Source organism: Pseudomonas sp. NPDC087612 (assembly GCF_044743505.1).
Classification (GTDB): domain Bacteria; phylum Pseudomonadota; class Gammaproteobacteria; order Pseudomonadales; family Pseudomonadaceae; genus Aquipseudomonas.
This window is the reverse complement of the sequence record NZ_JBIUWO010000006.1, coordinates 190,033-211,108: the sequence shown is the minus strand read 5'-3', so window position 1 is coordinate 211,108 and position 21,076 is coordinate 190,033. Positions and strand designations below refer to the sequence as shown.

Annotated in this window: 22 protein-coding genes; 6 read left to right on the top strand and 16 right to left on the bottom strand. The window is 64.9% G+C overall.

What is annotated here, in order from left to right; genetic code table 11:
* Positions 1 to 11: 11 nt before the first annotated feature.
* On the bottom strand, positions 12 to 1,916 hold the full coding sequence (locus ACIOVF_RS14455) for a M14 family metallopeptidase (protein WP_093383489.1): 1,905 nt from the start codon (positions 1,914 to 1,916) through the stop codon (positions 12 to 14).
* 73 nt (positions 1,917 to 1,989) lie between these two features.
* Entirely contained in the window at positions 1,990 to 2,883 is an 894-nt protein-coding gene (locus ACIOVF_RS14450; RefSeq protein WP_401290271.1) for an AraC family transcriptional regulator N-terminal domain-containing protein, read from the bottom strand.
* 176 nt (positions 2,884 to 3,059) lie between these two features.
* Between ACIOVF_RS14450 and ACIOVF_RS14445 the strand changes: the two genes are divergently transcribed.
* Positions 3,060 to 4,112 carry an NAD(P)-dependent alcohol dehydrogenase gene (locus ACIOVF_RS14445; RefSeq protein ID WP_401290268.1) on the top strand — a complete coding sequence of 351 codons (1,053 nt, stop codon included), beginning with the start codon at positions 3,060 to 3,062 and terminating at the stop codon, positions 4,110 to 4,112.
* 5 nt (positions 4,113 to 4,117) lie between these two features.
* On the opposite strand, the gene ACIOVF_RS14440 is transcribed toward ACIOVF_RS14445, so the two are convergent.
* Complete coding sequence (locus ACIOVF_RS14440) at positions 4,118 to 4,603, bottom strand: DUF2199 domain-containing protein (RefSeq protein WP_093383494.1); 486 nt, start codon at positions 4,601 to 4,603, stop codon at positions 4,118 to 4,120.
* Between the two features lie 188 nt (positions 4,604 to 4,791).
* On the opposite strand from ACIOVF_RS14440, the gene mddA reads away from it, so the two are divergent.
* A complete protein-coding gene (mddA, locus tag ACIOVF_RS14435) occupies positions 4,792 to 5,541 on the top strand; it encodes a methanethiol S-methyltransferase (protein WP_401290265.1) in 750 nt (249 codons plus the stop codon).
* A 72-nt stretch (positions 5,542 to 5,613) separates the two neighbouring features.
* Here the strand turns inward: mddA and ureG are convergent, their stop codons facing one another.
* From ureG to ACIOVF_RS14390, 9 genes are all read right to left on the bottom strand, one after another.
* Positions 5,614 to 6,237: an urease accessory protein UreG gene (ureG, locus tag ACIOVF_RS14430; RefSeq protein WP_045198646.1), complete on the bottom strand. Its 624-nt coding sequence runs from the start codon at positions 6,235 to 6,237 to the stop codon at positions 5,614 to 5,616.
* Positions 6,238 to 6,247: 10 nt separating this feature from the next.
* Complete coding sequence (locus ACIOVF_RS14425; RefSeq protein WP_401290261.1) at positions 6,248 to 6,922, bottom strand: urease accessory protein UreF; 675 nt, start codon at positions 6,920 to 6,922, stop codon at positions 6,248 to 6,250.
* A complete protein-coding gene (locus ACIOVF_RS14420; protein ID WP_045198641.1) occupies positions 6,922 to 7,467 on the bottom strand; it encodes a HupE/UreJ family protein in 546 nt (181 codons plus the stop codon). The genes ACIOVF_RS14425 and ACIOVF_RS14420 overlap by 1 nt, the downstream gene beginning before the upstream one ends.
* A gap of 22 nt (positions 7,468 to 7,489) precedes the next feature.
* Complete coding sequence (gene ureE, locus ACIOVF_RS14415) at positions 7,490 to 7,969, bottom strand: urease accessory protein UreE (RefSeq protein WP_401290256.1); 480 nt, start codon at positions 7,967 to 7,969, stop codon at positions 7,490 to 7,492.
* Positions 7,970 to 7,978: 9 nt separating this feature from the next.
* Positions 7,979 to 9,682, bottom strand: coding sequence for an urease subunit alpha (ureC, locus tag ACIOVF_RS14410; RefSeq protein ID WP_401290253.1), 1,704 nt, complete (start codon positions 9,680 to 9,682; stop codon positions 7,979 to 7,981).
* Positions 9,679 to 9,996 carry an urease subunit beta gene (locus tag ACIOVF_RS14405; protein ID WP_045198635.1) on the bottom strand — a complete coding sequence of 106 codons (318 nt, stop codon included), beginning with the start codon at positions 9,994 to 9,996 and terminating at the stop codon, positions 9,679 to 9,681. Before ACIOVF_RS14405 ends, ureC begins: the two co-directional genes overlap by 4 nt.
* A 9-nt stretch (positions 9,997 to 10,005) precedes the next feature.
* Positions 10,006 to 10,308: an urease subunit gamma gene (locus ACIOVF_RS14400; protein ID WP_093383521.1), complete on the bottom strand. Its 303-nt coding sequence runs from the start codon at positions 10,306 to 10,308 to the stop codon at positions 10,006 to 10,008.
* Positions 10,309 to 10,317: 9 nt separating this feature from the next.
* Positions 10,318 to 11,151 (bottom strand): urease accessory protein UreD, encoded by an 834-nt coding sequence (locus ACIOVF_RS14395; protein WP_401290249.1) that lies wholly within the window; start codon positions 11,149 to 11,151, stop codon positions 10,318 to 10,320.
* Positions 11,152 to 11,404: 253 nt separating this feature from the next.
* Complete coding sequence (locus tag ACIOVF_RS14390) at positions 11,405 to 11,980, bottom strand: ABATE domain-containing protein (RefSeq protein ID WP_045198628.1); 576 nt, start codon at positions 11,978 to 11,980, stop codon at positions 11,405 to 11,407.
* Positions 11,981 to 12,167: 187 nt separating this feature from the next.
* Between ACIOVF_RS14390 and ACIOVF_RS14385 the strand changes: the two genes are divergently transcribed.
* From ACIOVF_RS14385 to ACIOVF_RS14370, 4 genes are all read left to right on the top strand, one after another.
* On the top strand, positions 12,168 to 13,034 hold the full coding sequence (locus ACIOVF_RS14385) for an alpha/beta fold hydrolase (protein WP_045198626.1): 867 nt from the start codon (positions 12,168 to 12,170) through the stop codon (positions 13,032 to 13,034).
* A 109-nt stretch (positions 13,035 to 13,143) separates the two neighbouring features.
* Positions 13,144 to 14,118, top strand: coding sequence for a quinone oxidoreductase (locus tag ACIOVF_RS14380; RefSeq protein WP_045198624.1), 975 nt, complete (start codon positions 13,144 to 13,146; stop codon positions 14,116 to 14,118).
* Between the two features lie 18 nt (positions 14,119 to 14,136).
* On the top strand, positions 14,137 to 15,057 hold the full coding sequence (locus ACIOVF_RS14375) for a LysR family transcriptional regulator (protein WP_045198622.1): 921 nt from the start codon (positions 14,137 to 14,139) through the stop codon (positions 15,055 to 15,057).
* 143 nt (positions 15,058 to 15,200) lie between these two features.
* Positions 15,201 to 15,740, top strand: coding sequence for a hypothetical protein (locus ACIOVF_RS14370; protein ID WP_401290244.1), 540 nt, complete (start codon positions 15,201 to 15,203; stop codon positions 15,738 to 15,740).
* Between the two features lie 61 nt (positions 15,741 to 15,801).
* On the opposite strand, the gene ACIOVF_RS14365 is transcribed toward ACIOVF_RS14370, so the two are convergent.
* From ACIOVF_RS14365 to ACIOVF_RS14350, 4 genes are read right to left on the bottom strand one after another with little or no spacing between them, the layout of a single operon-like run.
* Positions 15,802 to 17,592: a dipeptide ABC transporter ATP-binding protein gene (locus ACIOVF_RS14365; RefSeq protein WP_401290599.1), complete on the bottom strand. Its 1,791-nt coding sequence runs from the start codon at positions 17,590 to 17,592 to the stop codon at positions 15,802 to 15,804.
* A gap of 23 nt (positions 17,593 to 17,615) precedes the next feature.
* The gene (locus ACIOVF_RS14360) at positions 17,616 to 18,434 is read right to left on the bottom strand and encodes an ABC transporter permease (protein WP_401290241.1); all 819 of its coding nucleotides are present in this window, start codon (positions 18,432 to 18,434) and stop codon (positions 17,616 to 17,618) included.
* A 12-nt stretch (positions 18,435 to 18,446) separates the two neighbouring features.
* Positions 18,447 to 19,508, bottom strand: coding sequence for an ABC transporter permease (locus ACIOVF_RS14355; protein ID WP_401290238.1), 1,062 nt, complete (start codon positions 19,506 to 19,508; stop codon positions 18,447 to 18,449).
* The gene (locus tag ACIOVF_RS14350; RefSeq protein ID WP_045198612.1) at positions 19,501 to 21,072 is read right to left on the bottom strand and encodes an ABC transporter substrate-binding protein; all 1,572 of its coding nucleotides are present in this window, start codon (positions 21,070 to 21,072) and stop codon (positions 19,501 to 19,503) included. Before ACIOVF_RS14350 ends, ACIOVF_RS14355 begins: the two co-directional genes overlap by 8 nt.
* Between the last annotated feature and the right edge of the window lie 4 nt (positions 21,073 to 21,076).

Genomic DNA, 21,076 nt, shown 5'->3' with positions numbered 1-21,076 from the left:
TCGATACCGGTTCAGTACACCGCCCCCACCGGATAGACAAAGGCATTGACGTCATAGAACGGCGTACGCTGGTAGAACCAGTGCAAGCGTGCGCTGGGGCTGGCGGCGAAGGCCTTGTCACCCTTGAGCTTGCTGTCGAACTCGGCCTTGAGCTCGGGGCTTTCGGCGAGCATCTTGCGCGCCATCGGCTCCATCACGTATTCCTCAGGTTCTTCCGCCGCCACCAGGGTCGCATTGAAAAAGCCCCAGGCCCAGAACGAGTCGGGGCTTTCGGGGTACAGCAAATTGACCGCCAGCACGCCCAGCGGCTGGTCGGTATCGATCACCACCGAGCCGGCCGGGAAGGTCTGCAAGCGCTCCAGCGGCTTGGCCACGCCACTGACCAGCAAGCGCCCTTCGTAGCCCGGGATCTGGTTGACCTGGGTGCGATCGGGCTCGAAGCCCCCCGCCACTTTTACCTGGTCCATGCGATACAGGGTGACGGCAATCGGCGTCGGCTTGTCGAGGGTGGTCATGTGGATGCCATGGGCCTTGAGCCGGGCAATCACCTCGCGCCACTGGCCCGGCACCACATACTGTTTAGGCCGTTTGACCACCAGGTCGGGCTCGGTGTTGCCCGTCACCGGCACGCTGAGCTTCTTCGGCGTGTTGCTCCAGACGAGGGTCCTGGCACCGGTGATCGGCGACTGCTCATAGCGGTAGTCACCGACAGTAAAGGCGGTGCTCTGGGCCTTGCCCGGTTTCCAGGTGAGGGTCACCTGCTCCTGGGCTTCGAGGCGTTCGCGGTCCTGGCGGATGGCTTCGCCAAGCGACGTGGCCTGATCGCCAATCACCTGGAACATGCTCTTGAGCATCACGTAGTTGCCCAGCACCTGGGTTTGATACGGGTGCAAGGCGTGCTGCTCGATGAGGATCGACGGCACGTTGCGGATGTCGCCGTACTGGTTGGAAAAGCGCGCGTAGTCGGTGCGGTACGGGTAGTAACCCTGGGTCGGGTCCTGGTTGCTGTTGAGGCTGATGCATTCATGCACCACATGGCCGTCGGCCTCCAGCGCCTGGTACACCGGTGCGCGCATGACCTTGTCGATCCAGGCGCTGCTGGCCGGCGACCAGCCGTTGCCATTGTGGCAATAGGAGCTGTCGTAGGGGTACATGGCGCCGTCGGTGGAATGGGTGTCGGCAAAAAAGCTCAGCTGGTAGGTGTTGAACACCCAGGCGACGTTGCGGATCTCGGCGCTGTCGAGCTTGGTGAAATCGCGGTTGAGGTTGTAGTTCAGGCCGTTGACCCGCCAGCCGGTTTCATCCGGGCCGTTCTGGTTGATGCGCCCGTAGGCGCTGCGGCGCAGGTCGCCGTCGACATTGACGGTAGGGATGAAAAGGATGTTGACCTTCTCCAGTAACGCAGCCAGCGGTTTATCGCCAGTGGTCATGTCGCGCAGGAGCATGAACATCGCGTCCTTGCCATTGGCTTCGCCGGGGTGAATCTGGGCTTCGACGAAAATCGTCGGCTTGCCCGACTCGTTGAGCCCGGCCGGCGACTTGTCGACCTCAAGGGAAGCGATGGCCATCAACATCGGGTGGCCTTCGGCGCTTTTCTCCGGCAGGTCGTTGAGCACGATGCTGCCCCCGGAGGCGGCGGCCAGGCGGGTCATGTAGGCACGAGTTTCGTCGTAGTTGCTGGTCTGGCGAAATTCGCTCGCCTCGGCCTGGGTGATCAGCGGGTTGTCCGGCCTGGCCAGGTAACGGGTGCTGGCCAGGGTCTGGGCGAACATCGCTGGCAGGATGCGCTGCTTGGCAGCCGGGGAATACAGGCTATCGTCGATATACGACGGCGCGCTGGGCAACGCCGCCGGGGCTTGCACGGCAGCGCCCAGCAACAGCGCGACAACGAGGGGCTGCAAAAGCGGGTGTTTCATGATCGATCCCTGTCATGAGAGGCAGGTGCCCACCTTAAACCACAATGTGTAAGCAGACGAGAGCCAGGCCGGGTCACAGATACGGCTGTTCTTCCCCCGGGCTGCGCTGGAAATGGCGCTTGTACTCGCGGCTGAACTGCGAGGTGCTCTGGTAGCCCACCCGGTGCGCCGCCTGGGCCACGCCCATGCCCTCACCGATCAGCATCTGCTGGGCCTTGAGCAAGCGCAGGCGCTTGAGGTACTGCATCGGCGACAGCAAGGTGCTGCGCTTGAAGTGCTCGTGAAAGGTCGAGGCGCTCATGTTCGCGCACGCCGCCAGCGCTTCGACGCTCAGCGGTTCGGCATAGTGCTCGCGCAAGTAGCTGAGCGCCGCCGCGATGCGGGCAAAGTGGCCCTGCTGCTCGACCAGTGCCCGCAACACCCCGGCCTGCGGCCCGCGCAAGGCCACATACAGCACCTCCCGCACCCGCGCCTGGCCCATTACCTGGCAGTCCAGCGGGTCGAGCAGGCAGCGCAGCAAACGCTCGACGCTGTCGCGCATAGCCTCATCCAGCGCCGCCGAGGTCATCGACTCCGGGGTTTGCGCCGTGATCGCCCGGTCTGGCGCCAGGCCCATGCTCTGCACCAGCTCCCCGAGCACGCCGCGGTCGATGGCCACCGACACCCCCAGCAGCGGCTCGTGCTCGGTGGCAAAGGTCTCACACATGAACGGCACCGACAGCGCCTGCACCAGGTAATGCCCGGCGCCGTATTCCAGGGTACGCGGCCCAAGGCGCGCCAGCTTGCTGCCCTGGGCGAGGATCATCAGGCTCGGTTCGTAAATCTGCGGGCTGCTGGCCACGTAGTGACTGGCCGACAGCACCTGCACCTGGGCAAGTGGCGTGTCGACAAAACCCGGGCGCAGCGCCAGGGAGCGGATCAGGGTACAGAGGGTGGCGTTGGCATCGGAGTGGCGAGTGAGCTGCATGAAAAACCGCACGGAGGATTGGACACTGACATCATCGCAGCTTCACGGCCAGGCGCCAGCACCCGGCGACCAAGTACGGAGTTTTAGGCATGACTGGCGGAGGAATGACGATAGGCGAGCCGACGCTGGATGCGCAGAATGCGCAGCCTTCACCGATCACCGTTTATTGAGGCCCTATGTACACAGCCATCGGTTACGCCGCCCAGTCCGCCACCACGCCCCTGGCGCCCATGACCTTCCAGCGCCGCAGCCCGCGCGCCGACGATGTGGCGATCGAGATCCTCTACTGTGGCGTGTGCCACTCCGACATCCACCAGGCCCGCAACGAGTGGGGCATCGCCGTGTATCCGCTGATGCCCGGCCACGAGATCGTCGGCAAGGTTACCGCCGTCGGCGCCAAGGTCAGCCGCTACAGCGTCGGTGACCTGGTCGGCGTGGGCTGCATGGTCGACTCCTGCCGCCACTGCGAAGCCTGCCAGGCGGACCTGGAGCAATACTGCCTGCAAGGCCCGACCATGACCTACGCCACCCCCGACCGGGTCGACGGCAGCAACACCATGGGCGGTTACTCCAGCAGCATCGTGGTCAGCGAGCACTTTGTCGTGCGCATTCCACAAGGCCTGGACTTGCCCAGCGCGGCGCCGATCCTCTGCGCCGGCATCACCACCTACTCACCGCTCAAGCATTACGGGGTCAAGCCCGGTGACCGCGTGGGCATTCTCGGCATGGGCGGCCTGGGCCATATGGGCATCAAATTCGCCAAGGCCATGGGCGCCGAAGTCACCCTCTTCACCCGCTCGCCGGCCAAGGCCGAAGAAGCCCGGCGCCAGGGGGCTGACCACGTGATCGTGTCCACCGATGAGGCGCAGATGCGCGCCGCGGCCGAGCGTTTCGATTTTCTTCTCGACACCATTCCGGTCCAGCACGACCTCAACCCCTACCTGCAGACCTTGAAGTTCGACGGCGTACACATTCTCGTCGGCCTGATCGAGCCGGTCGACCCGGCGCTGCACGCCGCCAACCTGGTAATGAAGCGCCGGGTGCTGGCCGGCTCGCTGATCGGCGGCATCGCCGAAACCCAGGAAGTGCTGGAGTTCTGCGCCGAGCACGGCATCAGTTGCGACATCGAGATGCTCGATATCGGTAACATCAACGAAGCCTTCAGCCGCATGATCGCCGGCGATGTGAAGTACCGCTTCGTCATCGACATGGCCACGCTCAAGGCCTGAGCCTGTCAGGCAAACACCTGGCTGTACTCGTGGGCGCGGTGCAGGGAAATGCCCTTGGCCTGCTCCACCGCCAATGGGTGGCTGCTGGCGGCCAGGGTCACGCTGGGGCGCGAGGTCGGGCCGCTCAACTGCAACCGGCCTTCAAGCCCCAGGGTTTCTGCCAGGGTCGGAATACTGTTGGCCAGGCGCACGGCAAAAGGCGGCTCGGCGGCCTGGTGCTCATCGCGCCAGAGCTCACAGACGCGCTCGAAATCCGCCGGCTGCAGTTCGACCCAGATACCGATGCAGTAACTATCGTTGATTTGCGCCACGGCCAGCGGCAACAGTGCCCGCAAAAAAAACCGCTCGCCGGCGATCACGCACCAGTCGTTGCTTTCCCTGACCTTGCTCTGGCGTTCCTCGGCGGCTAGCGCGAACAGCGCATCCGGGCGCCGAAACGCAAGTTCCCCCAGTTCATCGCCGTGGTCGTTACCGCACTGACTGCACATCATCAAAGCTGCCTCCTGCACCGGATTGATTGGTTAAGGGGCGCGACTCTAGCAGGCTCGCCGGGCAAAGTTGAGCTGCGGCTGATTGCCCCACCGGGTCTGGCAGCCGTTGTACTGGTCTAGGGTTAAGGGTTCAGCCGTTGCACCCCACCTGAGCAGGACGTTCAGGTGCTGACTCAAAGGAGCCCCTCATGGACGAGATCCCCCTGCTGCGCAAATGCCTCGGCTTGCTCTATAGCCTGGTCTGTTACCTGTTCTCCATGCTGGTGCTGGCGTACTTCGTGGGCTTTATTGGCCCCCCGGAAGTTCCCAAGGACATCAACTCCGGCCCGCCGACCGCCTGGTACTTCGCGGTGCCGATCAATGTGCTGCTGATCAGCCTGTTCGCCCTGCAGCACAGCGGCATGGCGCGCAAGGGCTTCAAGCAGTTCTGGCTGCAATGGGTACCGGCGCCCATCGAGCGGGCCACCTATGTGCTGTTCAGCAGCCTGGCGCTGAGCCTGCTGTTCCTGCTCTGGCAACCGATTCCCCTGACCCTGTGGGATGTCCAGGCGCAACCGGCCCGCGGGCTGATCGAGGCGCTCTACTGGCTGGGCTGGATCATCCTGGTGCTGGCCACCTTCCTGCTCAGCCACTTCGAACTGTTCGGCCTCAAGCAGGCGTTCGACGCCTTTCGCCCACACCCCGGCGAAGCCAGCGCCTTCAAGACCCCCTGGCTGTACCGGCTGGTGCGCCACCCGTTGTACCTGGGCTTTGTCATGAGCTTCTGGGCGACGCCGCAGATGACGGTTGGCCACTTGCTGTTTGCCGGGGTGAGTACCTTGTACATCCTGATGGGCACGCTGCTGGAGGAGAAGGACCTGGTGCAGTTGTTTGGCGAGCAGTATCGGCAGTATCAGCGCAAGGTCGGGATGTTGTTGCCTTTTGTGGGGCGCAGATAGATTGATCGCGGGGCAAGTCGAGGCGTCGCACCGCCGCTCCCACAGGATTGCGCGGCCCCGCGATGCTTTTGGCTACACCGACACTTTCAACATCCCCCGCTCGACAATGAAATCAATCACCCGCTGCAACCCCTGCCCGGTCTTGAGGTTAGTGAAGGCCCAGGGTCTTTCCGGACGCATGCGCCAGGTGTCCTTTTCCATCACCTCCAGCGAAGCGCCGACATAAGGCGCCAGGTCGATCTTGTTGATCACCAGGAAATCCGACTTGGTGATCCCCGGCCCGCCCTTGCGCGGGATCTTCTCGCCTTCGGCAACATCGATCACGTACACAGTGAGGTCGGCCAGCTCCGGGCTGAAGGTGGCGCTGAGGTTGTCGCCGCCGCTCTCGACGAAGATCACTTCGAGGTTGCCGAATTTGCGCGCCAGCTCTTCCACCGCCGCCAGGTTCATCGAGGCATCTTCGCGGATCGCGGTGTGCGGGCAGCCGCCGGTTTCCACTCCGACGATGCGCTCGGGGGCCAGGGCGCCGGCCTCGGTGAGGATGCGCTGGTCTTCCTTGGTGTAGATGTCGTTGGTTACCACGGCGATTTCATAGTGGTCGCGCATGGCCTTGCACAGCGCTTCAAGCAGCGCGGTCTTGCCGGAACCGACCGGGCCGCCGACACCAACGCGCAGGGGTTGCTGATAACTTTGCATGGGGCTTTCCTCAGGAGCGGAACAATCGGGTGTATTGGGTTTCGTGGCGCGCCGAGGCAATCGCCAGCAGCGGCAGGCCGCCGCCAAGCTGGTCATCGTCCAGGGCCAGAGCAGTTACCAGCACAGCGGGCAAGGTTTCGCTCAGGTCACGCAACAGGGTCTGCGCTGCTTGCTGGCCGAACGGCACCAGCTTGACCCCGGCCATCACCGCGCCTTCGAGCCAGGCATAGCCGTGCGCGAGGGCCAGGTCAACCAAGGGGATATCCCAGTGCACGCCCAGCCAGGCCATGCCGCCGAGTTGGCTGAGCTCAAGCGAACTGCGCCATTGGGGTGCCTGGCCCAGTTGCCAGCCGTCGAGCAAACGGGTCAGGGCCATGCCGCGCTGGCGTTCTTCCAGGCGCAGTTCGGCGGTTTCGCGGTTGGCCAGCAAAAACCGGCTCCAGCGCGCGAAGGCTTCGGCGTCATCCGCCAGGCAAGCCTGGTACAAGCGCGCCAGCAGCGGCCAGTCGAGGTGGCACAGGGTGTCTTCGATCTGCTGGCGTTGCCAGGCGCGAAAGCCTTCGGCGCCCTGCACCCAGCCGGCCTCCACCGCCCACTCCAGGCCTTGCGAGTAGGTAAAGCCGCCTACCGGCAGGCTGGGGCTTGCCAGCTGCAACAGGCGCAGCAGCTTCAGGTTGCTGCTCATCAGCCGGCCAACACCAGCGCGGCACCGGCCAGCAAGCCGCCACCGAAGGCTTTCTGCAGGCCGGTGTGCCGACGCAGCAGGCACCCCCCGGCAAAGCCTGCCAGCAGCAACAGGCCACTGACCGTGACGAAACCTGCGCTGAACACCCAGAACGCACCCGGGCTGGCTTCAACGCCGTGGGCCCAGCCGTGGAACAGGGCAAACAGCGGCATGGCCAGGGCCAGCAGCACCTGGCGGCTGGGCAGCAGCAGCGCGGCAGCGGCCACCAGCAGCGAGCCGATGATCATCTGCTCCATGCCGATCACACCGCCGAACACATGGCCCATCAGCGCCCCGCCGAACATCGCCCCGAGGGTCAGCAACGGCAGCGCCAGGGTACGCCCGGTCAGCGCCGCGAGCACCCCGGTGCCAAGCAGCATGAGCAAGTGATCGAGGCCGGTCAGCGGGTGCAGCAAACCATCCTGCAGCGGATTGGCATCATGGCCGGGGTGGGCAAAGGCCGGAAGCGCAACCAGCAGCAACGCGAGGGTGACGAGTTTTTTCATGGGACAATCTCCTTATCGACAATCAGTGGTGAGCGACGCGAACGAACAGGTGGTCACTGTGGGCATGGCTGTGCGGGGCACTCTGGTAGGCCCCGGCTTCAGGCTCGAACGGTGCTTGCTCGACCGTTACGTCAAGGCCCAGGCCACGGACCATTTCATCCAGCACATGGTCGTGCTGATAGCGCAGCAGGCCGGCCTCGATCTGCAGCGGCACATGGCGGTTGCCCAGGTGATAGGCGGCGCGGTTCAGCAACAGTGGATCGGCGCAGCGCACGCTGGACACCTGCTCGGCCGCCGCCAGCACGCGAATCACCTCGCCGCCCTGCGCTTGGCCAAGCAGCTCGCCACCGCGCAGCAACTGCCCGCGTTCGAGCATCAGGCCGGCCTCGCGGCCATCGTCGAGGGTGACGCGCACGCGGCTCTTGATCCGCGTATCGACAGTGAGGGTGACGGTGCCGCTTACCGTGGCGGCGTCGCTCAGGCGACGGGTCAACAGGATCATCTTCGCTCCTTAAAACAGAAAATAACGCTGGGCCATCGGCAACACCGTGGCCGGTTCGCACACCAGCAGTTCACCGTCGGCGCGCACCTCGTAGGTTTGCGAGTCGACCTCGATCATCGGCAACAGGCCGTTATGGACCATGTCGCCCTTGCGCACTGTGCGACAGCCCCGGGCCTCGCCGATCAGGCTCTGCAGCCCCAGTTGCCGGTGCACGCCACGCGCGATCGCCGCCTGCGACAGGAAGGTCATGCGCGTGGCGTGGCGCGCGGCACCGAGGGCGCCGAACATCGGTCGGTAGTGCACCGGTTGCGGGGTCGGGATCGAGCCGTTGATATCGCCCATCGGCGCCATGGCGATCATCCCGCCCTTGATCACCAGCGCAGGCTTGACGCCGAAGAACGCCGGCGCCCAGAGCACCAGGTCGGCGAGTTTGCCGGCCTCCACCGAGCCCACTTCGTGGGCGATGCCATGGGTCAGCGCCGGGTTGATGGTGTACTTGGCGATGTAGCGCTTGACCCGGAAGTTGTCGCTGCGCGCGGTATCCGGCGCCAGCGGGCCACGGCGCAGTTTCATCTGGTGCGCCACTTGCCAGGTGCGCAGCACCACTTCGCCGACCCGGCCCATGGCCTGGGAGTCGGACGAGGTCATGGAAAACGCGCCCAGGTCGTGGAGGATGTCTTCGGCGGCAATGGTCTCGCGACGGATACGCGACTCGGCAAACGCCACGTCCTCGGCAATGCTCGGGTCCAGGTGGTGGCAGACCATGAGCATGTCCAGGTGCTCGTCGACGGTGTTCTGGGTGTAGGGCAAGGTCGGGTTGGTCGAGGACGGCAGCACATTGGCAAAGGCCGCCGCGCGGATGATGTCCGGCGCATGGCCACCGCCGGCGCCTTCGGTGTGGAAGGTATGGATGGTGCGATCGCCAATCGCCGCCAGAGTGTCCTCGATACAGCCCGACTCGTTGAGGGTGTCGGTATGGATCGCCACCTGCACGTCGTGCTCTTGCGCCACGCCCAGGCAGCAGTCGATGGCTGCCGGGGTCGAACCCCAGTCTTCGTGCAGCTTCAGGCCCACGGCGCCGGCTTCGATCTGCTCGCGCAAGGCTTCGGGCCGCGAGGCGTTGCCTTTGCCCAGCAGGCCGATATTGATCGGCAGCTGGTCGGCGGCCTGGAGCATGCGCGCCAGGTACCAGGGCCCGGAGGTGCAGGTGGTGGCATTGGTGCCGGTGGCCGGCCCGGTGCCGCCGCCAATGAAAGTGGTAATGCCCGAGGTCAGCGCCTCTTCGACCTGCTGCGGGCAGATGAAGTGGATGTGCGAGTCGATGCCGCCAGCGGTGACGATCTTGCCTTCGGCGGCGATCACTTCGGTGCCCGGCCCGACTGGCAAGGTCACTCCCGGTTGCACATCGGGGTTGCCAGACTTGCCGACACCGACGATGCGCCCGTCCTTGATGCCGATGTCGGCCTTGACGATGCCCCAGTGGTCGATGATCAGCGCGTTGGTCAGCACCAGGTCCAGCGCCTGCGCGGCAAGCATCTGGCCCTGGCCCATGCCGTCGCGGATGACCTTGCCGCCGCCGAACTTGACCTCCTCGCCATAGATCGTGAAGTCCTTCTCGACCTCGACCCACAGCTCGGTGTCGGCCAGGCGTACGCGATCGCCCACCGTCGGGCCGAACATGTCGGCATAGGCCCTGCGCGAAATGCGGCTCATGCCTGATTCTCCAGCTTGCCCATGACCTTGCCCTGGAAGCCGTAGACCTCACGCTTGCCGCGATACGGCACCAGCGGGACGGTCCGCGCCTGGCCCGGTTCGAAACGCACGGCGGTGCCAGCGGCGATGTCCAGGCGGTAACCTCGGGTCGGCTCGCGCTCGAACACCAGGGCGTTGTTGACCTCGAAAAAGTGATAGTGCGAGCCGACCTGCACCGGCCGGTCGCCGTGGTTGGCGACGGTGACGCTGATCACCTCAAGGCCGGCGTTGAGTTCGATGTCGCCGTCGGCAACCTGTATTTCTCCGGGAATCATCCTGTGCTCCTAGACAATCGGGTCATGGACGGTGACCAGCTTGGTGCCGTCGGGAAAGGTCGCTTCCACCTGCACATCGGCGATCATCTCGCTGACCCCGGCCATCACCTGGTCACGGCGCAGCACCTCGCGGCCGAGGTTCATCAGCTCGGCAACGGTGCGCCCGTCGCGGGCGCCTTCCATCACCGTGGCACTGATCAAGGCCACCGCCTCCGGGTAGTTGAGCTGCAGGCCACGGGCCAGGCGCCGTTCGGCCAGCAGTGCGGCGGTGAACAGCAGCAGTTTGTCTTTCTCTCGCGGGGTCAGCTCCATGGCGTTCTCTCAGGTGGCCCAGATCCGCGGCGGGCATGGCGCCAGGCCGACCACGACGGGTCGCAAGGTGTGCCAGAGCCGCTGCAGGGTAAGTTGCAGGCGTTGGTTGTCGTGATCGAGCAGGCGTACCACCAGCAACTGGCCAAGCAGGGTCGCGCCGGCCGGGGCGCCCAGGTCTTCAAGCAAGGCGCGGCTCTGTTCAAGCAGTTCGCTGCTGGCCGGATAGGCGCAAAAGGTTGCTTGCAGCGGCAAGCCGGCGACTTTGTCGAGCTGCCCGCCGTCGATGCGCAGACGCTCGTGCAGGCCCGGGTCGTCGGCCAGCTCGATGTGCAGGCGACTGTCGACGGCGCCGTGACTGAAGGTCTCGGCCATCACCGGGCGGCCCAGGCACAGGGTTTCCCAGGCCAGCAGGCGCGCGCCAGGCGCCAGGGTAAAGCGGTTTTCCAGGCGCACGCGGGCGCCGGCAAAACAGATGTTGCCCTGGGGCAGCCATTCGAGCGTGCTGTTTTCGGCCAGGTAAAAATGCTGCTGGAGGATCGAGGTCGGGCCGCCGCTGCGGTAGAACTTGGTCGCTCCGGGCATGGTCAGCAGCGCATGGCTGCCGGGCTCCAGGTGCACATCGAGCAGCAGTTTGTCGCCGCCGACCACGCCACCCGGCGGATGCAGCACGTAGACGTGGCACGGCGCGCCTTCGGGATAGAACGGCCGCTGCACCAAAAGAGGACCGAAATGGCGCCGCGCACCAATACAGGTCCTGCTCTCGCCCCGAACGAAACGCAGCCGCAGCTCGGCGCGCCAGCCGGCATCTGCGGTGTCCAGGTCGGGGGTTGCGGGGAGCGACATGCCTCAGGTTCCAGTAAACGCTGCACCAACTCGGCGACAGACGCATTTGCAAGAAACAACCTACGCGCTCAAGCGAATCCAGCGACTTGCAGGTTTGACCAATCGATCAGTAATCGATAGCTGAGGCAAAGCACATAGCGGGCCAAGATGGCGCGCTGGAGGGGTTTGATTAAACAGCCGGCATGCACCGGTTTAGCGCTGTGTGCTTGCCGCGTGTTTAAACCCGGGCATCAGACCATGCCTACAACGGCGGCTATTCCTGACGCAGCCGCTTGCGGTGCTCGGCAACTTTATGCCGGTTGCCGCACACCGCCATGCTGCACCAGCGCCGTCGGTGCGACTTGGTGCGGTCGTAGAACCAGAGGATGCAGTCCGGGTGTTCGCAGGTCCTGACCAGGCTGAAGTCGCCACCGGCCAGCAGCTCGGCCGCTTGCTCGGCAAGCGGCGCCAGCAGTTGCTCGGGCGAACGCCGCTCGGCCACCCGCAGCAGTTTCGGGTTGGCGTCCTGGTCCCACACGAGTTGCCCGTGGCTGGCGCCCTGGGCCAGGAAGCGGTTGAGGATCGCCGGATCGCCGCGCTCGCCCGCCTTGCGCTGCTCGACCAGGTCGCGCAGCGCTTCACGCAAGGTGACTGCCGCCGCCAGCAAAGCGCCCTTTACCAGGCGCGGCATCGCCTGCGGGTGCAAGCCCAGGCGCTGCAGCCACGCCAGCACGTCGGCATCGCTGCGCCAGAAATCGGTGCGCTGGCCGTCGACGATGGCGACGGTGTTGAGCATGTCCAGCACCGGGTGGTCGGCAAGGACATAGGGTTCGGTGATGGCGTCGGTCATGGCCGTTCTCGGCAGCGGGCGTTGCTCCATGGTAACCCTTATTCTCAGCATTTCAAGTTACACGGCCGATCATCACTGCACCTTGGTAACCTCTTAAATTGTATTTGACAGGTTACAAACTCCATGCAAGATTTGTTTGCGCAGTAACCTAATAAATCAATTTACCCGGTTACAGAGGATCAGTCCGATGAGCACTCCTGCCCCAACCGTGCGCTACCAGTTCGTCGACGCCGACGGCGTTCGCGTGTTCTACCGTGAAGCCGGCGAGCCCGGTGCCCCGGTGTTGCTCCTGCTGCATGGCTTCCCCAGTTCATCCCATCAGTTTCGCGACCTGATCCCGCTGCTGGCCGCGCACTTTCATCTGATCGCCCCGGACCTACCGGGTTTCGGCTTCACTGAAGTACCGGCCGAGCGCGAGTACCGTTACAGCTTCGATGCCCTGGCGCAGACCCTGGGCGCCTTTGTCGATGTGCTGAACCTCAAGCGCTATGCAATGTATGTGTTCGACTATGGCGCGCCCACCGGCCTGCGCCTGGCCGTGGCGCACCCTGAACGGGTTACCGGCTTCGTCTCGCAAAATGGCAATGCCTATCTGGAAGGGCTGGGCGATGCCTGGGCGCCGATTCGCCAGTACTGGGCTGACCCGTCGGCGGCCAACCGCAAGACCGTTGGCGATGCGGTTCTGCATCTGGAAGGCACTCGCTGGCAGTACCTGCATGGCGTGGCGGATCCGAGCCTGGTCGCACCCGAGTCCTTCAGCCTCGATGCGCTGTTGCTGGAGCGTGCGGGCAACAAGGAGCTACAGCTCGACCTGTTCCTCGACTACGCCAACAACCTTGAGCGCTACCCGCAGTTCCAGGCGTTTTTGCGCGAGTACCAGGTACCGTCGCTGATCATCTGGGGCAAGCACGACCCGTTCTTCATTCCACCGGGGGCCGAAGCCTATAAACGTGACAACCCCAATGCCGTGGTGGAGTTGCTGGACACCGGCCACTTTGCCCTGGAGACCCATGCGCCGCACATAGCCCGGCGGATTATCGAGGTGTTGGGCTGAGCATCAACCCGTGCCTCTTGTGCAGCAATGATCTGCAATCAGTCCGATTGCTGCGTCATGACCCGATCAATACCCTTGAGCACACCCACTGTGCTCCAGGAACCCGATCATGGTCATGCAAATCCGCCTTACGCAAACCGGCGCCCCCGCCGTCCTGCAGCTCGTACAAAGCACCGCGCAAGCACCCGGCCCCGGCGAGGTCTGGCTTGAACAGGCGGCGATCGGCGTCAACCCGCTGGACGTCAGCCAGCGCAAAGGCGATGTGCCCATCGCCCTGCCCTGCGGGCTGGGCCTTGAGGGCGCCGGAACGGTAGCGGCAATCGGCGCCGGCGTCAGCGGCTTGGCTGTCGGCGAGCGCGTCGGCTACGCCACCGGCCCCCTGGGCGCCTATGCCAGCGCCCGACTGTACCCCGCCGAGCGGCTGGTGAAACTGCCCGATGATCTTGGCCTGGAACAGGCCGCCGCCGTGCTGTTCAAGGGCATCACCGCCCATTACCTGCTTCACAGCACGTACCCGGTCGGGCCCGGCACGCGGCTGATGATCTACGGCGCCGCCGGGGCCCTGGGGCAATTGCTGGTGCCCTGGGCCAAGCACCTGGGCGCATTTGTGATTGGCGTGGTCTCCAAGCCGGAAAGTGTCGCCCGCGCCCGTGCCGCCGGCTGTGATCAGGTGCTGGTGTTCGACGCCGCGACCCTCGCTGCGCAGGTGCTGGATATCACTCAAGGGCGCAAACTCGACGTGGTCTACGACCCGATTGGCCGGCTGTCGTTCGAGGCCTCACTGGACAGCCTGCGCCCGCGCGGCTTGCTGGTGTCCTGCGGCATGGCCTCGGGAGCGCCGCCAGCCATCGAGCTGAGCACCCTCAACGCCAAGGGCTCGTTGTTCATCACCCGGCCGTCGCTGGCGGCGCACACGGCAAGCGCTGGCGAGTACCAGCAGCGCGCCGGGGAGGTGCTGGCAGCGCTGGCGGCAGGTATCATTCGCGCGCAGATCTGGCAGCGTTATGCCCTGGCCGACGCCGCACTGGCCCATGACGACCTGCAACAAGGACGCTCACAGGGCGCAATCATCCTCACGCCCTGACCTACCGAGGTAACCGCGATGGACCCGTTCGACAGTCGCCAGGCCGATGAGCTTGCCACCCTCCTGGCGCTGTTCGAGCACGGCTCGTTTGCCGCTGCCGGGCGCACGCTGCAGCGCCACCCGTCGGTGCTGTCCAAACGCCTGGGGGCCCTGGAACAGCGCTTAGGCATTCGCCTGGTCGAGCGCACCACCCGCCAGTTGCGCTTCACCGACGAAGGCGCACGCCTGGTCGAGCGCCTGCGCCAGGCCGCCAGCCTGATCAGCGAGGCCGAGCGCGAAGCCGCCGAAGGTGCGACCCTGGTGCGCGGGCGCCTGCGTATCGCCCTGCCCTCGTCCATGGGCCGGCTGTGGCTGAGCCCGATGCTTGCCGAGTTTGCCCTGGCGTTTCCCCAGGTGCAGCTTGAGACCGAATACGCCGAACGTTTTGTCGATATCGTCGCCGAAGGCTTCGATGCGGCGATCCGCATTGGCGAGCTGGCCGACAGCCGCCTGGTGGCGCGCAAGCTCTGTGAGCACCGGCGTATCCTCTGCGCAGCGCCAGCCTACCTGCAACAGCACGGCCAGCCGCAAACCCCGGCCGACCTCGCCGGGCATAACTGCCTGGGTTTTACCGGCCTGCGTTCGTACCCGGAGTGGCGACTGACAGGCTTTGGTCAGCAGCAGACGGTAAAAGTGCGCGGCTCGCTGGTCAGCAACGACAACGAAGCGCTGCTGACCGCCGCCCGGGCCGGGGTTGGCATCCTTGCCGGCGGTGACTGGCTGATGCAGCACGACCTCGACAGCGGCCGCCTGCTGCGGGTGCTGCCCGACTGGCAGCTGGATGCCGACGCCGGCATTTACCTGGTGCGCCCCGGCGCCCGCTACAACAGCGCCGCGACCCTCGCCTTCAAGCAGTGGATCGAGGCGCGCTTCAATGATGGAGCGCCGTGGAGAGCGTAAGTAACCAGACTAACTTTCATTGACTTATAACAAAAAAATAAGCAACAAATTCTAAAACGATATCAATACCTATCATTTTTGTCAGTTCCCTCAGACCGGCGAGCGCTGCATGCTTCTGGGACGTCACCCAGGGAGCAACACACATGTCCAATTCATTTATTGCAACACTCTACGGAAAAATTGACGACAACAAACTGAGTCGTGTTCCCGTAACGTTGACCCGATTCGACGAGGTTGAAACCTCCACCCCGGGCAAAAACTTTGCAATGCAAGCGGGGTACAGCCTGATTGATCAAGACTGGCTCACGCTTAACCCCAGAGATCCGCAACCCGTCGAGCTCATTTTTGAATACCAGACCAGTAACAATAAATATAAAATTAAAGTAAACACCGGCACTTACAAAGACAGAACGATGAGCATCAGTAAATCGGGTTACGTAGGTGCGTACAATAACCCGGGCGGCGATTACGTTTTTTTTGAACTACAGCTCAATGGCCAACGCGTCCTTGGTGAGTCGCTTGGCACGACAACCGAGCGCATCAAAATTCTGAACAACAACGGCGGCGCATTGCAGATGTTCAAAGGCCATCATTATGAGTACCCAAACCAATGGAATTACATTACAGATTGCGATGGCTGGGCGCAGATTGAATTCTACCTCACTATAACCAAGCGGATTTAGATACGTGCAAAACTTACAGCATGGGCTGCTCATTGGCTCACCCGTAGCAGCCCATGACCTCTTACAGCCTCGGAGTATGAAACACTAAATTTTTGGTGTAGCTGTTCGCGGGGCGCTCCAGCACTTCTTCTACATCACCCTGCTCGACAATCTGCCCTTCCTTGATCACCACCACCCGATCGGCAATCGCCCGCACCACCCCCAGGTCGTGGGTGACGAACACCAGGGTCATGCCCTCACCTTGCAATTGCTTGAGCAACGCCAGGATCGCCGCCTGCACCGAAACGTCCAGCGCCGAGGTCACTTCATCGCAGATCAGCACGCTGGGTTCGCACACTAGCGCGCGGGCAATCGCCACCCGCTGGCGCTCGCCACCGGAGAGGTGATGGGGGTACTTGTCAGCCACCGAGGCGGGTAAGGCCACCCGCTGCAGCGCCGCCTCGATACGCGCCCGGCAGGCCTGGCCCTTGAGTTTGAAGAAGTGCTCCAGCGGCGCCTGCAGGCACTGGGCCACGGTCTGCCGGGGATTCAGGGCGCGGTACGGGTTCTGAAAAACATACTGGATGCGATGTCGGCTGGCGCTGGGCCGCTGCCGGGCCAGCAGGCTCAACGGCTGGCCGTCGAAACGCAGCTCACCGCTGGCGTTGTCGCCAAGGCCTGCCAGGGTGCGGGCCAGGCTGGTCTTGCCCGAGCCAGACTCGCCGACCACCGCCAGGCATTCGCCTGCCTGCACGTCGAGGGCCAGGTCGAACAGCACCTGGCGGTCGTAGCTGAGGTTCAGATTGCTGATCGCCAGCAGCGGTGCCTGATCGGCGCGAATCGCCCGAACCTGTAGCGCCGCGATCGGTGCTGGTGCCTCAAGCTGCGGATGCAGGCAAGCGACCTGTTGCTGCGCCTCGAGGGCTTGCAAGCCCGGCTCGGCCTGTTCACAGGCAGCCGTTCGCCGTGGGCAGCGCGGCGCAAACGCGCAGCCATGGGCACGCTGGCCCGGCGCCGGGGCATGGCCGGGAATTGCTTGCAGCGGGTGCTGGCGGGCAACGTCTGGAATCGCCGCCAGCAAGCCCAGGGTGTAAGGGTGGCTGGGGCGGGCGAACAGCCGTTGGCGGCTGGCGACTTCGACGATGCGCCCGGCGTACATGACCATCACCCGGTCGACCAGGTCCTTGATCACCGCCAGGTCGTGGGACACGTACACCGCCGCCACACCCTGCTCCTTGCACAGCCGGCGCAGGGTTTGCAGGATGTGCGCCTGGGTGCTGACGTCCAGCGCCGTGGTCGGCTCGTCGAGGACGATCAGCCGTGGACGCAACACGAAGGCCAGGGCGAGCATCACCCGCTGTTGCTGGCCGCCAGACAACTGATGAGGGAAGCGCCGCAGGAACTCGGCGTCGCCCGGCAGGCCGACGTCTATCAGGGTCTGCTGCAGGCGCTGTTGCTGCGCCGGCTTTGCCAGTTGCGGTTCGTGGGCGTGCAGGGTTTCCAGCAACAAGCGGCCGATGCGCAGCGCCGGGTTGAGGGCTTGCGCCGGGTCCTGGGCGACGTAGCCGATCAGCCCGCCACGGGCCTGGCGCAGGGCTTCGCCGCGCAGCTCAAGGAGGCTGACGTCGGCGACCGCGATCTGCCCGGTGGCAATCCGTGCACCGCGCCGGGCGTGGGCCAGCAAGGCGGTGGCCAGGGTGGTCTTGCCCGAGCCGGACTCACCGACCAGGCCGAGGATTTCACCGGGGGCCAGGCTGAAGTTGATGTGGTCGATGATGTCGGCGCTTGTGTTGAGTTCAACCCGCAGGTTTTGCACCCGCAGGGCCGGCTTTTCGCGGGTCAAGCTCGCTCGTGCCACTGTGGGAGCGGGCATGACCGGCGATGGCGCATAGGAATTCATCGGCGCTCTCCCGCGCTGTGCCGGGCAATGCCTTCGGCGAAGATGTTGGTGCCGTAGGCGAACACCCCGATCAGCAGCGCCGGGGCCAATACCGCCCAGGGCTGAACCAGCAGGCCAGCCTGGTTTTCATTGATCATCAGGCCCCAGTCGGCAGCCGGCGGCGCCACGCCGTACCCCAGGTAACTGAGGCCCGAGAGCATGCCGATGCCCCAGGTGAGCATGTTGCCAAAGTGCACCAGCAACGGCGTGAGCACGTTGGGCAGGATCTCGCGCACAAGGATGCGCGTGCGCGAAAAGCCCATCATCTGCGCCGCCTCGACGAACTCCTGGCTGGCCACCGCTACCGCGCTACCCCGGGCCAGGCGGATCACCCCGGGGGTGAAGGCAATGGCCACGGTAAGCACGATCAGCCACGGCGCGCGGCCGAGCATCGAGACGATCAACAGCACCAGGATCAGGTCGGGGAACGCCAGCCAGACATCCGCAAGCCAGGTGATCGCCTGGTCCAGGCGCTGGCGCGACAGACCGGCCAGCAGACCCAGTACGGTGCCGACGACCAAAGCAATCGCCGCTGCCGCCAGCGACATCCACAAAATCGACAGGCCGCCATTGAGCAACCGCGACAGCACGTCATGGCCGAGAAAATCGTGGCCCAGCGGCGCATCCGCTGCCGGCGCGCCGTACACCCCGCCGACCATGTCGGTGGGCGCATGGGGCGCCAGCCACGGCCCGAACAGGGCCAGGAGGACGATGGCCAGGGTCACCAGGGCGCCGCGGCGAATCTGCGGCTCACGCCACCAGCGTGAATTGAACATGGGCTATTCCTCTCAAGGGGCTTTGGCTGCCGGGCGCCGCCACCAGCTCTGGATGCCACGGCGGTTGCGCTGGATCAGGGTGGCACGGCGGGCGGTGCGCAGTTTGGGGGTGAGCAGCACGGTGAACAGGTCGGCCACCAGGTTGATCAGCACCACCCCGAGGGTGATGACCAGCACCACGCCCTGCACCAGCGGCAGGTCGCGCATCTGGATCGCGCTGTTGAGCTGGGTGCCGATGCCCGGGTAGCTGAAGATCACCTCGGCGAGCAAGGCGCCGCCGATCAGGGTGCGCAGGGTCAGGGCCACGCCCTGGATCGCCGGCACCAGGGCATTGGGCAAGGTGTGGCGCCAGACGATGCGCCATTCGGCGATGCCGCGCAGGCGCGCCGCGCTGACGTAGTCCGACTCCAGCGCTTCGATCATCGAGGCGCGGACCATGCGCGCCAGGTACGGCAGCGACGACAGGCTCAACGCGAAGACCGGCAGCAGCAGGTACTCAAGCTGCTGCCACAGGGCCTTGTCCGGATCAAGGATCGACACCGCCGGCAGCAGGTTGACCTGGGGCATGGAGAACAGCAGCACCAGGCCGATGGCCAGCAAGAATCCCGGCGTGGCTTTAAGGAAGATCAGCGCCGACAGGCCAAAACGGTCCAGGCGGCTGTCGCGGCGCAAAGCCAGGCTGACGCCGATGCCCAGGGCCAGCGGCACCACCAGCACCAGCACGCCGGCCAGCAGCGCCAGGGTATTGCCGAAGCGGCTGAAAATGATCGAGGCCACCGGCTGGCTGGAGTCCAGCGAGATGCCCAGGTCACCGCGCAGCACCTGGCCAAGCCAGCTGCAATACTGCACCAGGATCGGCCGGTTCAGGCCCAGTTGCTCGCGCAGGGTCAGCACGCTTTGCAGCGGCGCCTCGGGGCCGAGGATGACCCGCGCCGGGTCCGACGGCAATGCCTGGGTGGCGATGAACACCACCAGGCTGATAACCCAGGCGGTAAGCAGGCCGTAGCCCAGGCGGCCGATGAACCACGGCAGCCAGGCCGGGAGTCGGGAAGTTCGTGCGCAGGGTTCAGGCATGATTTAACCACAGGCTGTCAAAGCGCCAGGAGGCGAAGGTGGTCTGTTCGCCGTGCAAGCCGCCGACCTTGCTGGAGGCGGCATCGAGCACGTCGGTAAAGCCCCAGATCAGCAAGCCGCCGCGTTGGTGCTGGATGCTCTGGGCCTCATGCACCAGTTGCTTGCGCCGCTCAAGGTCGGGCTGGCCGAGGGCCTGGGTGAACAGCTCGGAGAAACGCCCATCGCGAAAATTGCTGCGGTTGTAGATCGCCAGCGGCGCGTCGTTGTGCAGGCCGGTGGCCAGGAAGCCACGGGCAGGCGTGGAGCCTGGCGACATCAGCCACTGCTCTTTCTGCGGGCCGTTGAACACCGAGCTGTCCACGGGTGTGACCTTGACCTGGACCCCGGCCTTCTTCGCCTGTTGAGCGAACACCAGCGCGGCGTTGACTTCGTTGGCGGTGGTGGTCAGCTCGACGCGCAGGTCGGTGGCACCGGCCTGGCGCAGCAGCGAGCGGGCCTGGTCGAGGTCGTAGCCGCGCTGGGCGATGGCGTGGTTGTAGGTCGGGTCTTGCGGCGAATACAGGTCGTTGGCGATGCGCCCGAAGCCATTGAGGCCACGGCCGATCAGCTCTTGCCGATCGGCCAGCAGGCGAAAGGCCTGACGCACCCGCTCGTCCTGGAACGGCGCCTTGGCAGTGTTGAGGTTGAAGCCGCTGAACGAGGTGGTGGGCGAGACCACCAGTTGCAAGCGTGGGTCGGCCTTGATCAGGGCGCTGTGCTCGGCCTGCACACCGCTGGCGACGTCGATCTGCCCGGCGCGCAGGGCGGCGACCCGCGACACCTGGTCCTTGAATTCGATGATCTCCAGCTCGTCGGCGTAGGGCTGGTTGGGTTTGTAGTAATTCTCGAAGCGGGTGAACAGCGCGCGCTGGCCCGGCACGAAGCTTTTCAGCCGGTACGGCCCCGCCCCCACCGGGTTGCTTAGCGGATCGTAATCGGTCGGCACGATAGCGCCGAAGGCAATCAGGGTTTCGTCCAGCGGGAAGAAGCTGCGGCCCTGCTTGAAGCGGATCTCGATGGTACGCTCATCGAGCTTGCGCAAGGCCTGGCGGTCGATGGCACCGACCAGCCCGGCAAACGGCGAGGCCAGTTTCGGGTCGGTCAGGCGCAGGATCGAAAACAGCATGTCGTCGGCAGTGATGCTCTTGCCATGGTGGAACTCCAGGCCCGGCTTGATGCGGATGGTCCAGGCGCTGGCATCGGCGTTGGGCTCGGCGAACTCGGCCAGGCCCAGGCGCGTGCTGACGTCGTCGTTCCACTCCCAGAACTTGCTGTACAACGCCCAGCCGCGAATGATCCCGCCGCCAGACGGCTTGTGGGCATCAAGATTGCCGGCCTGGTCGCCGTCGATGATGCCAACCCGCAAGCGCCCGCCACGCACCGGCTGGGTGGGCCGGCTGATGGCGCCGACCACCGCCGGCTCGCCGGCGCCGCAACCTGTGAGCAAACTGGAGCCGAGCAACAGGCCGCCACCGACGGCCAGGCTGTTGCCGAGAAACACCCGGCGGGAAAATTCGTTTGGCATGGGC

Coding starts and splice junctions, on each gene's coding strand:
- ACIOVF_RS14455 (WP_093383489.1), bottom strand. CDS start 1,916: ATGAAACACCCGCTTTTGCAGCCCCTCGTTGTCGCGCTGTTGCTGGGC.
- ACIOVF_RS14450 (WP_401290271.1), bottom strand. CDS start 2,883: ATGCAGCTCACTCGCCACTCCGATGCCAACGCCACCCTCTGTACCCTG.
- ACIOVF_RS14445 (WP_401290268.1), top strand. CDS start 3,060: ATGTACACAGCCATCGGTTACGCCGCCCAGTCCGCCACCACGCCCCTG.
- ACIOVF_RS14440 (WP_093383494.1), bottom strand. CDS start 4,603: ATGATGTGCAGTCAGTGCGGTAACGACCACGGCGATGAACTGGGGGAA.
- mddA (WP_401290265.1), top strand. CDS start 4,792: ATGGACGAGATCCCCCTGCTGCGCAAATGCCTCGGCTTGCTCTATAGC.
- ureG (WP_045198646.1), bottom strand. CDS start 6,237: ATGCAAAGTTATCAGCAACCCCTGCGCGTTGGTGTCGGCGGCCCGGTC.
- ACIOVF_RS14425 (WP_401290261.1), bottom strand. CDS start 6,922: ATGAGCAGCAACCTGAAGCTGCTGCGCCTGTTGCAGCTGGCAAGCCCC.
- ACIOVF_RS14420 (WP_045198641.1), bottom strand. CDS start 7,467: ATGAAAAAACTCGTCACCCTCGCGTTGCTGCTGGTTGCGCTTCCGGCC.
- ureE (WP_401290256.1), bottom strand. CDS start 7,969: ATGATCCTGTTGACCCGTCGCCTGAGCGACGCCGCCACGGTAAGCGGC.
- ureC (WP_401290253.1), bottom strand. CDS start 9,682: ATGAGCCGCATTTCGCGCAGGGCCTATGCCGACATGTTCGGCCCGACG.
- ACIOVF_RS14405 (WP_045198635.1), bottom strand. CDS start 9,996: ATGATTCCCGGAGAAATACAGGTTGCCGACGGCGACATCGAACTCAAC.
- ACIOVF_RS14400 (WP_093383521.1), bottom strand. CDS start 10,308: ATGGAGCTGACCCCGCGAGAGAAAGACAAACTGCTGCTGTTCACCGCC.
- ACIOVF_RS14395 (WP_401290249.1), bottom strand. CDS start 11,151: ATGTCGCTCCCCGCAACCCCCGACCTGGACACCGCAGATGCCGGCTGG.
- ACIOVF_RS14390 (WP_045198628.1), bottom strand. CDS start 11,980: ATGACCGACGCCATCACCGAACCCTATGTCCTTGCCGACCACCCGGTG.
- ACIOVF_RS14385 (WP_045198626.1), top strand. CDS start 12,168: ATGAGCACTCCTGCCCCAACCGTGCGCTACCAGTTCGTCGACGCCGAC.
- ACIOVF_RS14380 (WP_045198624.1), top strand. CDS start 13,144: ATGGTCATGCAAATCCGCCTTACGCAAACCGGCGCCCCCGCCGTCCTG.
- ACIOVF_RS14375 (WP_045198622.1), top strand. CDS start 14,137: ATGGACCCGTTCGACAGTCGCCAGGCCGATGAGCTTGCCACCCTCCTG.
- ACIOVF_RS14370 (WP_401290244.1), top strand. CDS start 15,201: ATGTCCAATTCATTTATTGCAACACTCTACGGAAAAATTGACGACAAC.
- ACIOVF_RS14365 (WP_401290599.1), bottom strand. CDS start 17,592: ATGCCCGCTCCCACAGTGGCACGAGCGAGCTTGACCCGCGAAAAGCCG.
- ACIOVF_RS14360 (WP_401290241.1), bottom strand. CDS start 18,434: ATGTTCAATTCACGCTGGTGGCGTGAGCCGCAGATTCGCCGCGGCGCC.
- ACIOVF_RS14355 (WP_401290238.1), bottom strand. CDS start 19,508: ATGCCTGAACCCTGCGCACGAACTTCCCGACTCCCGGCCTGGCTGCCG.
- ACIOVF_RS14350 (WP_045198612.1), bottom strand. CDS start 21,072: ATGCCAAACGAATTTTCCCGCCGGGTGTTTCTCGGCAACAGCCTGGCC.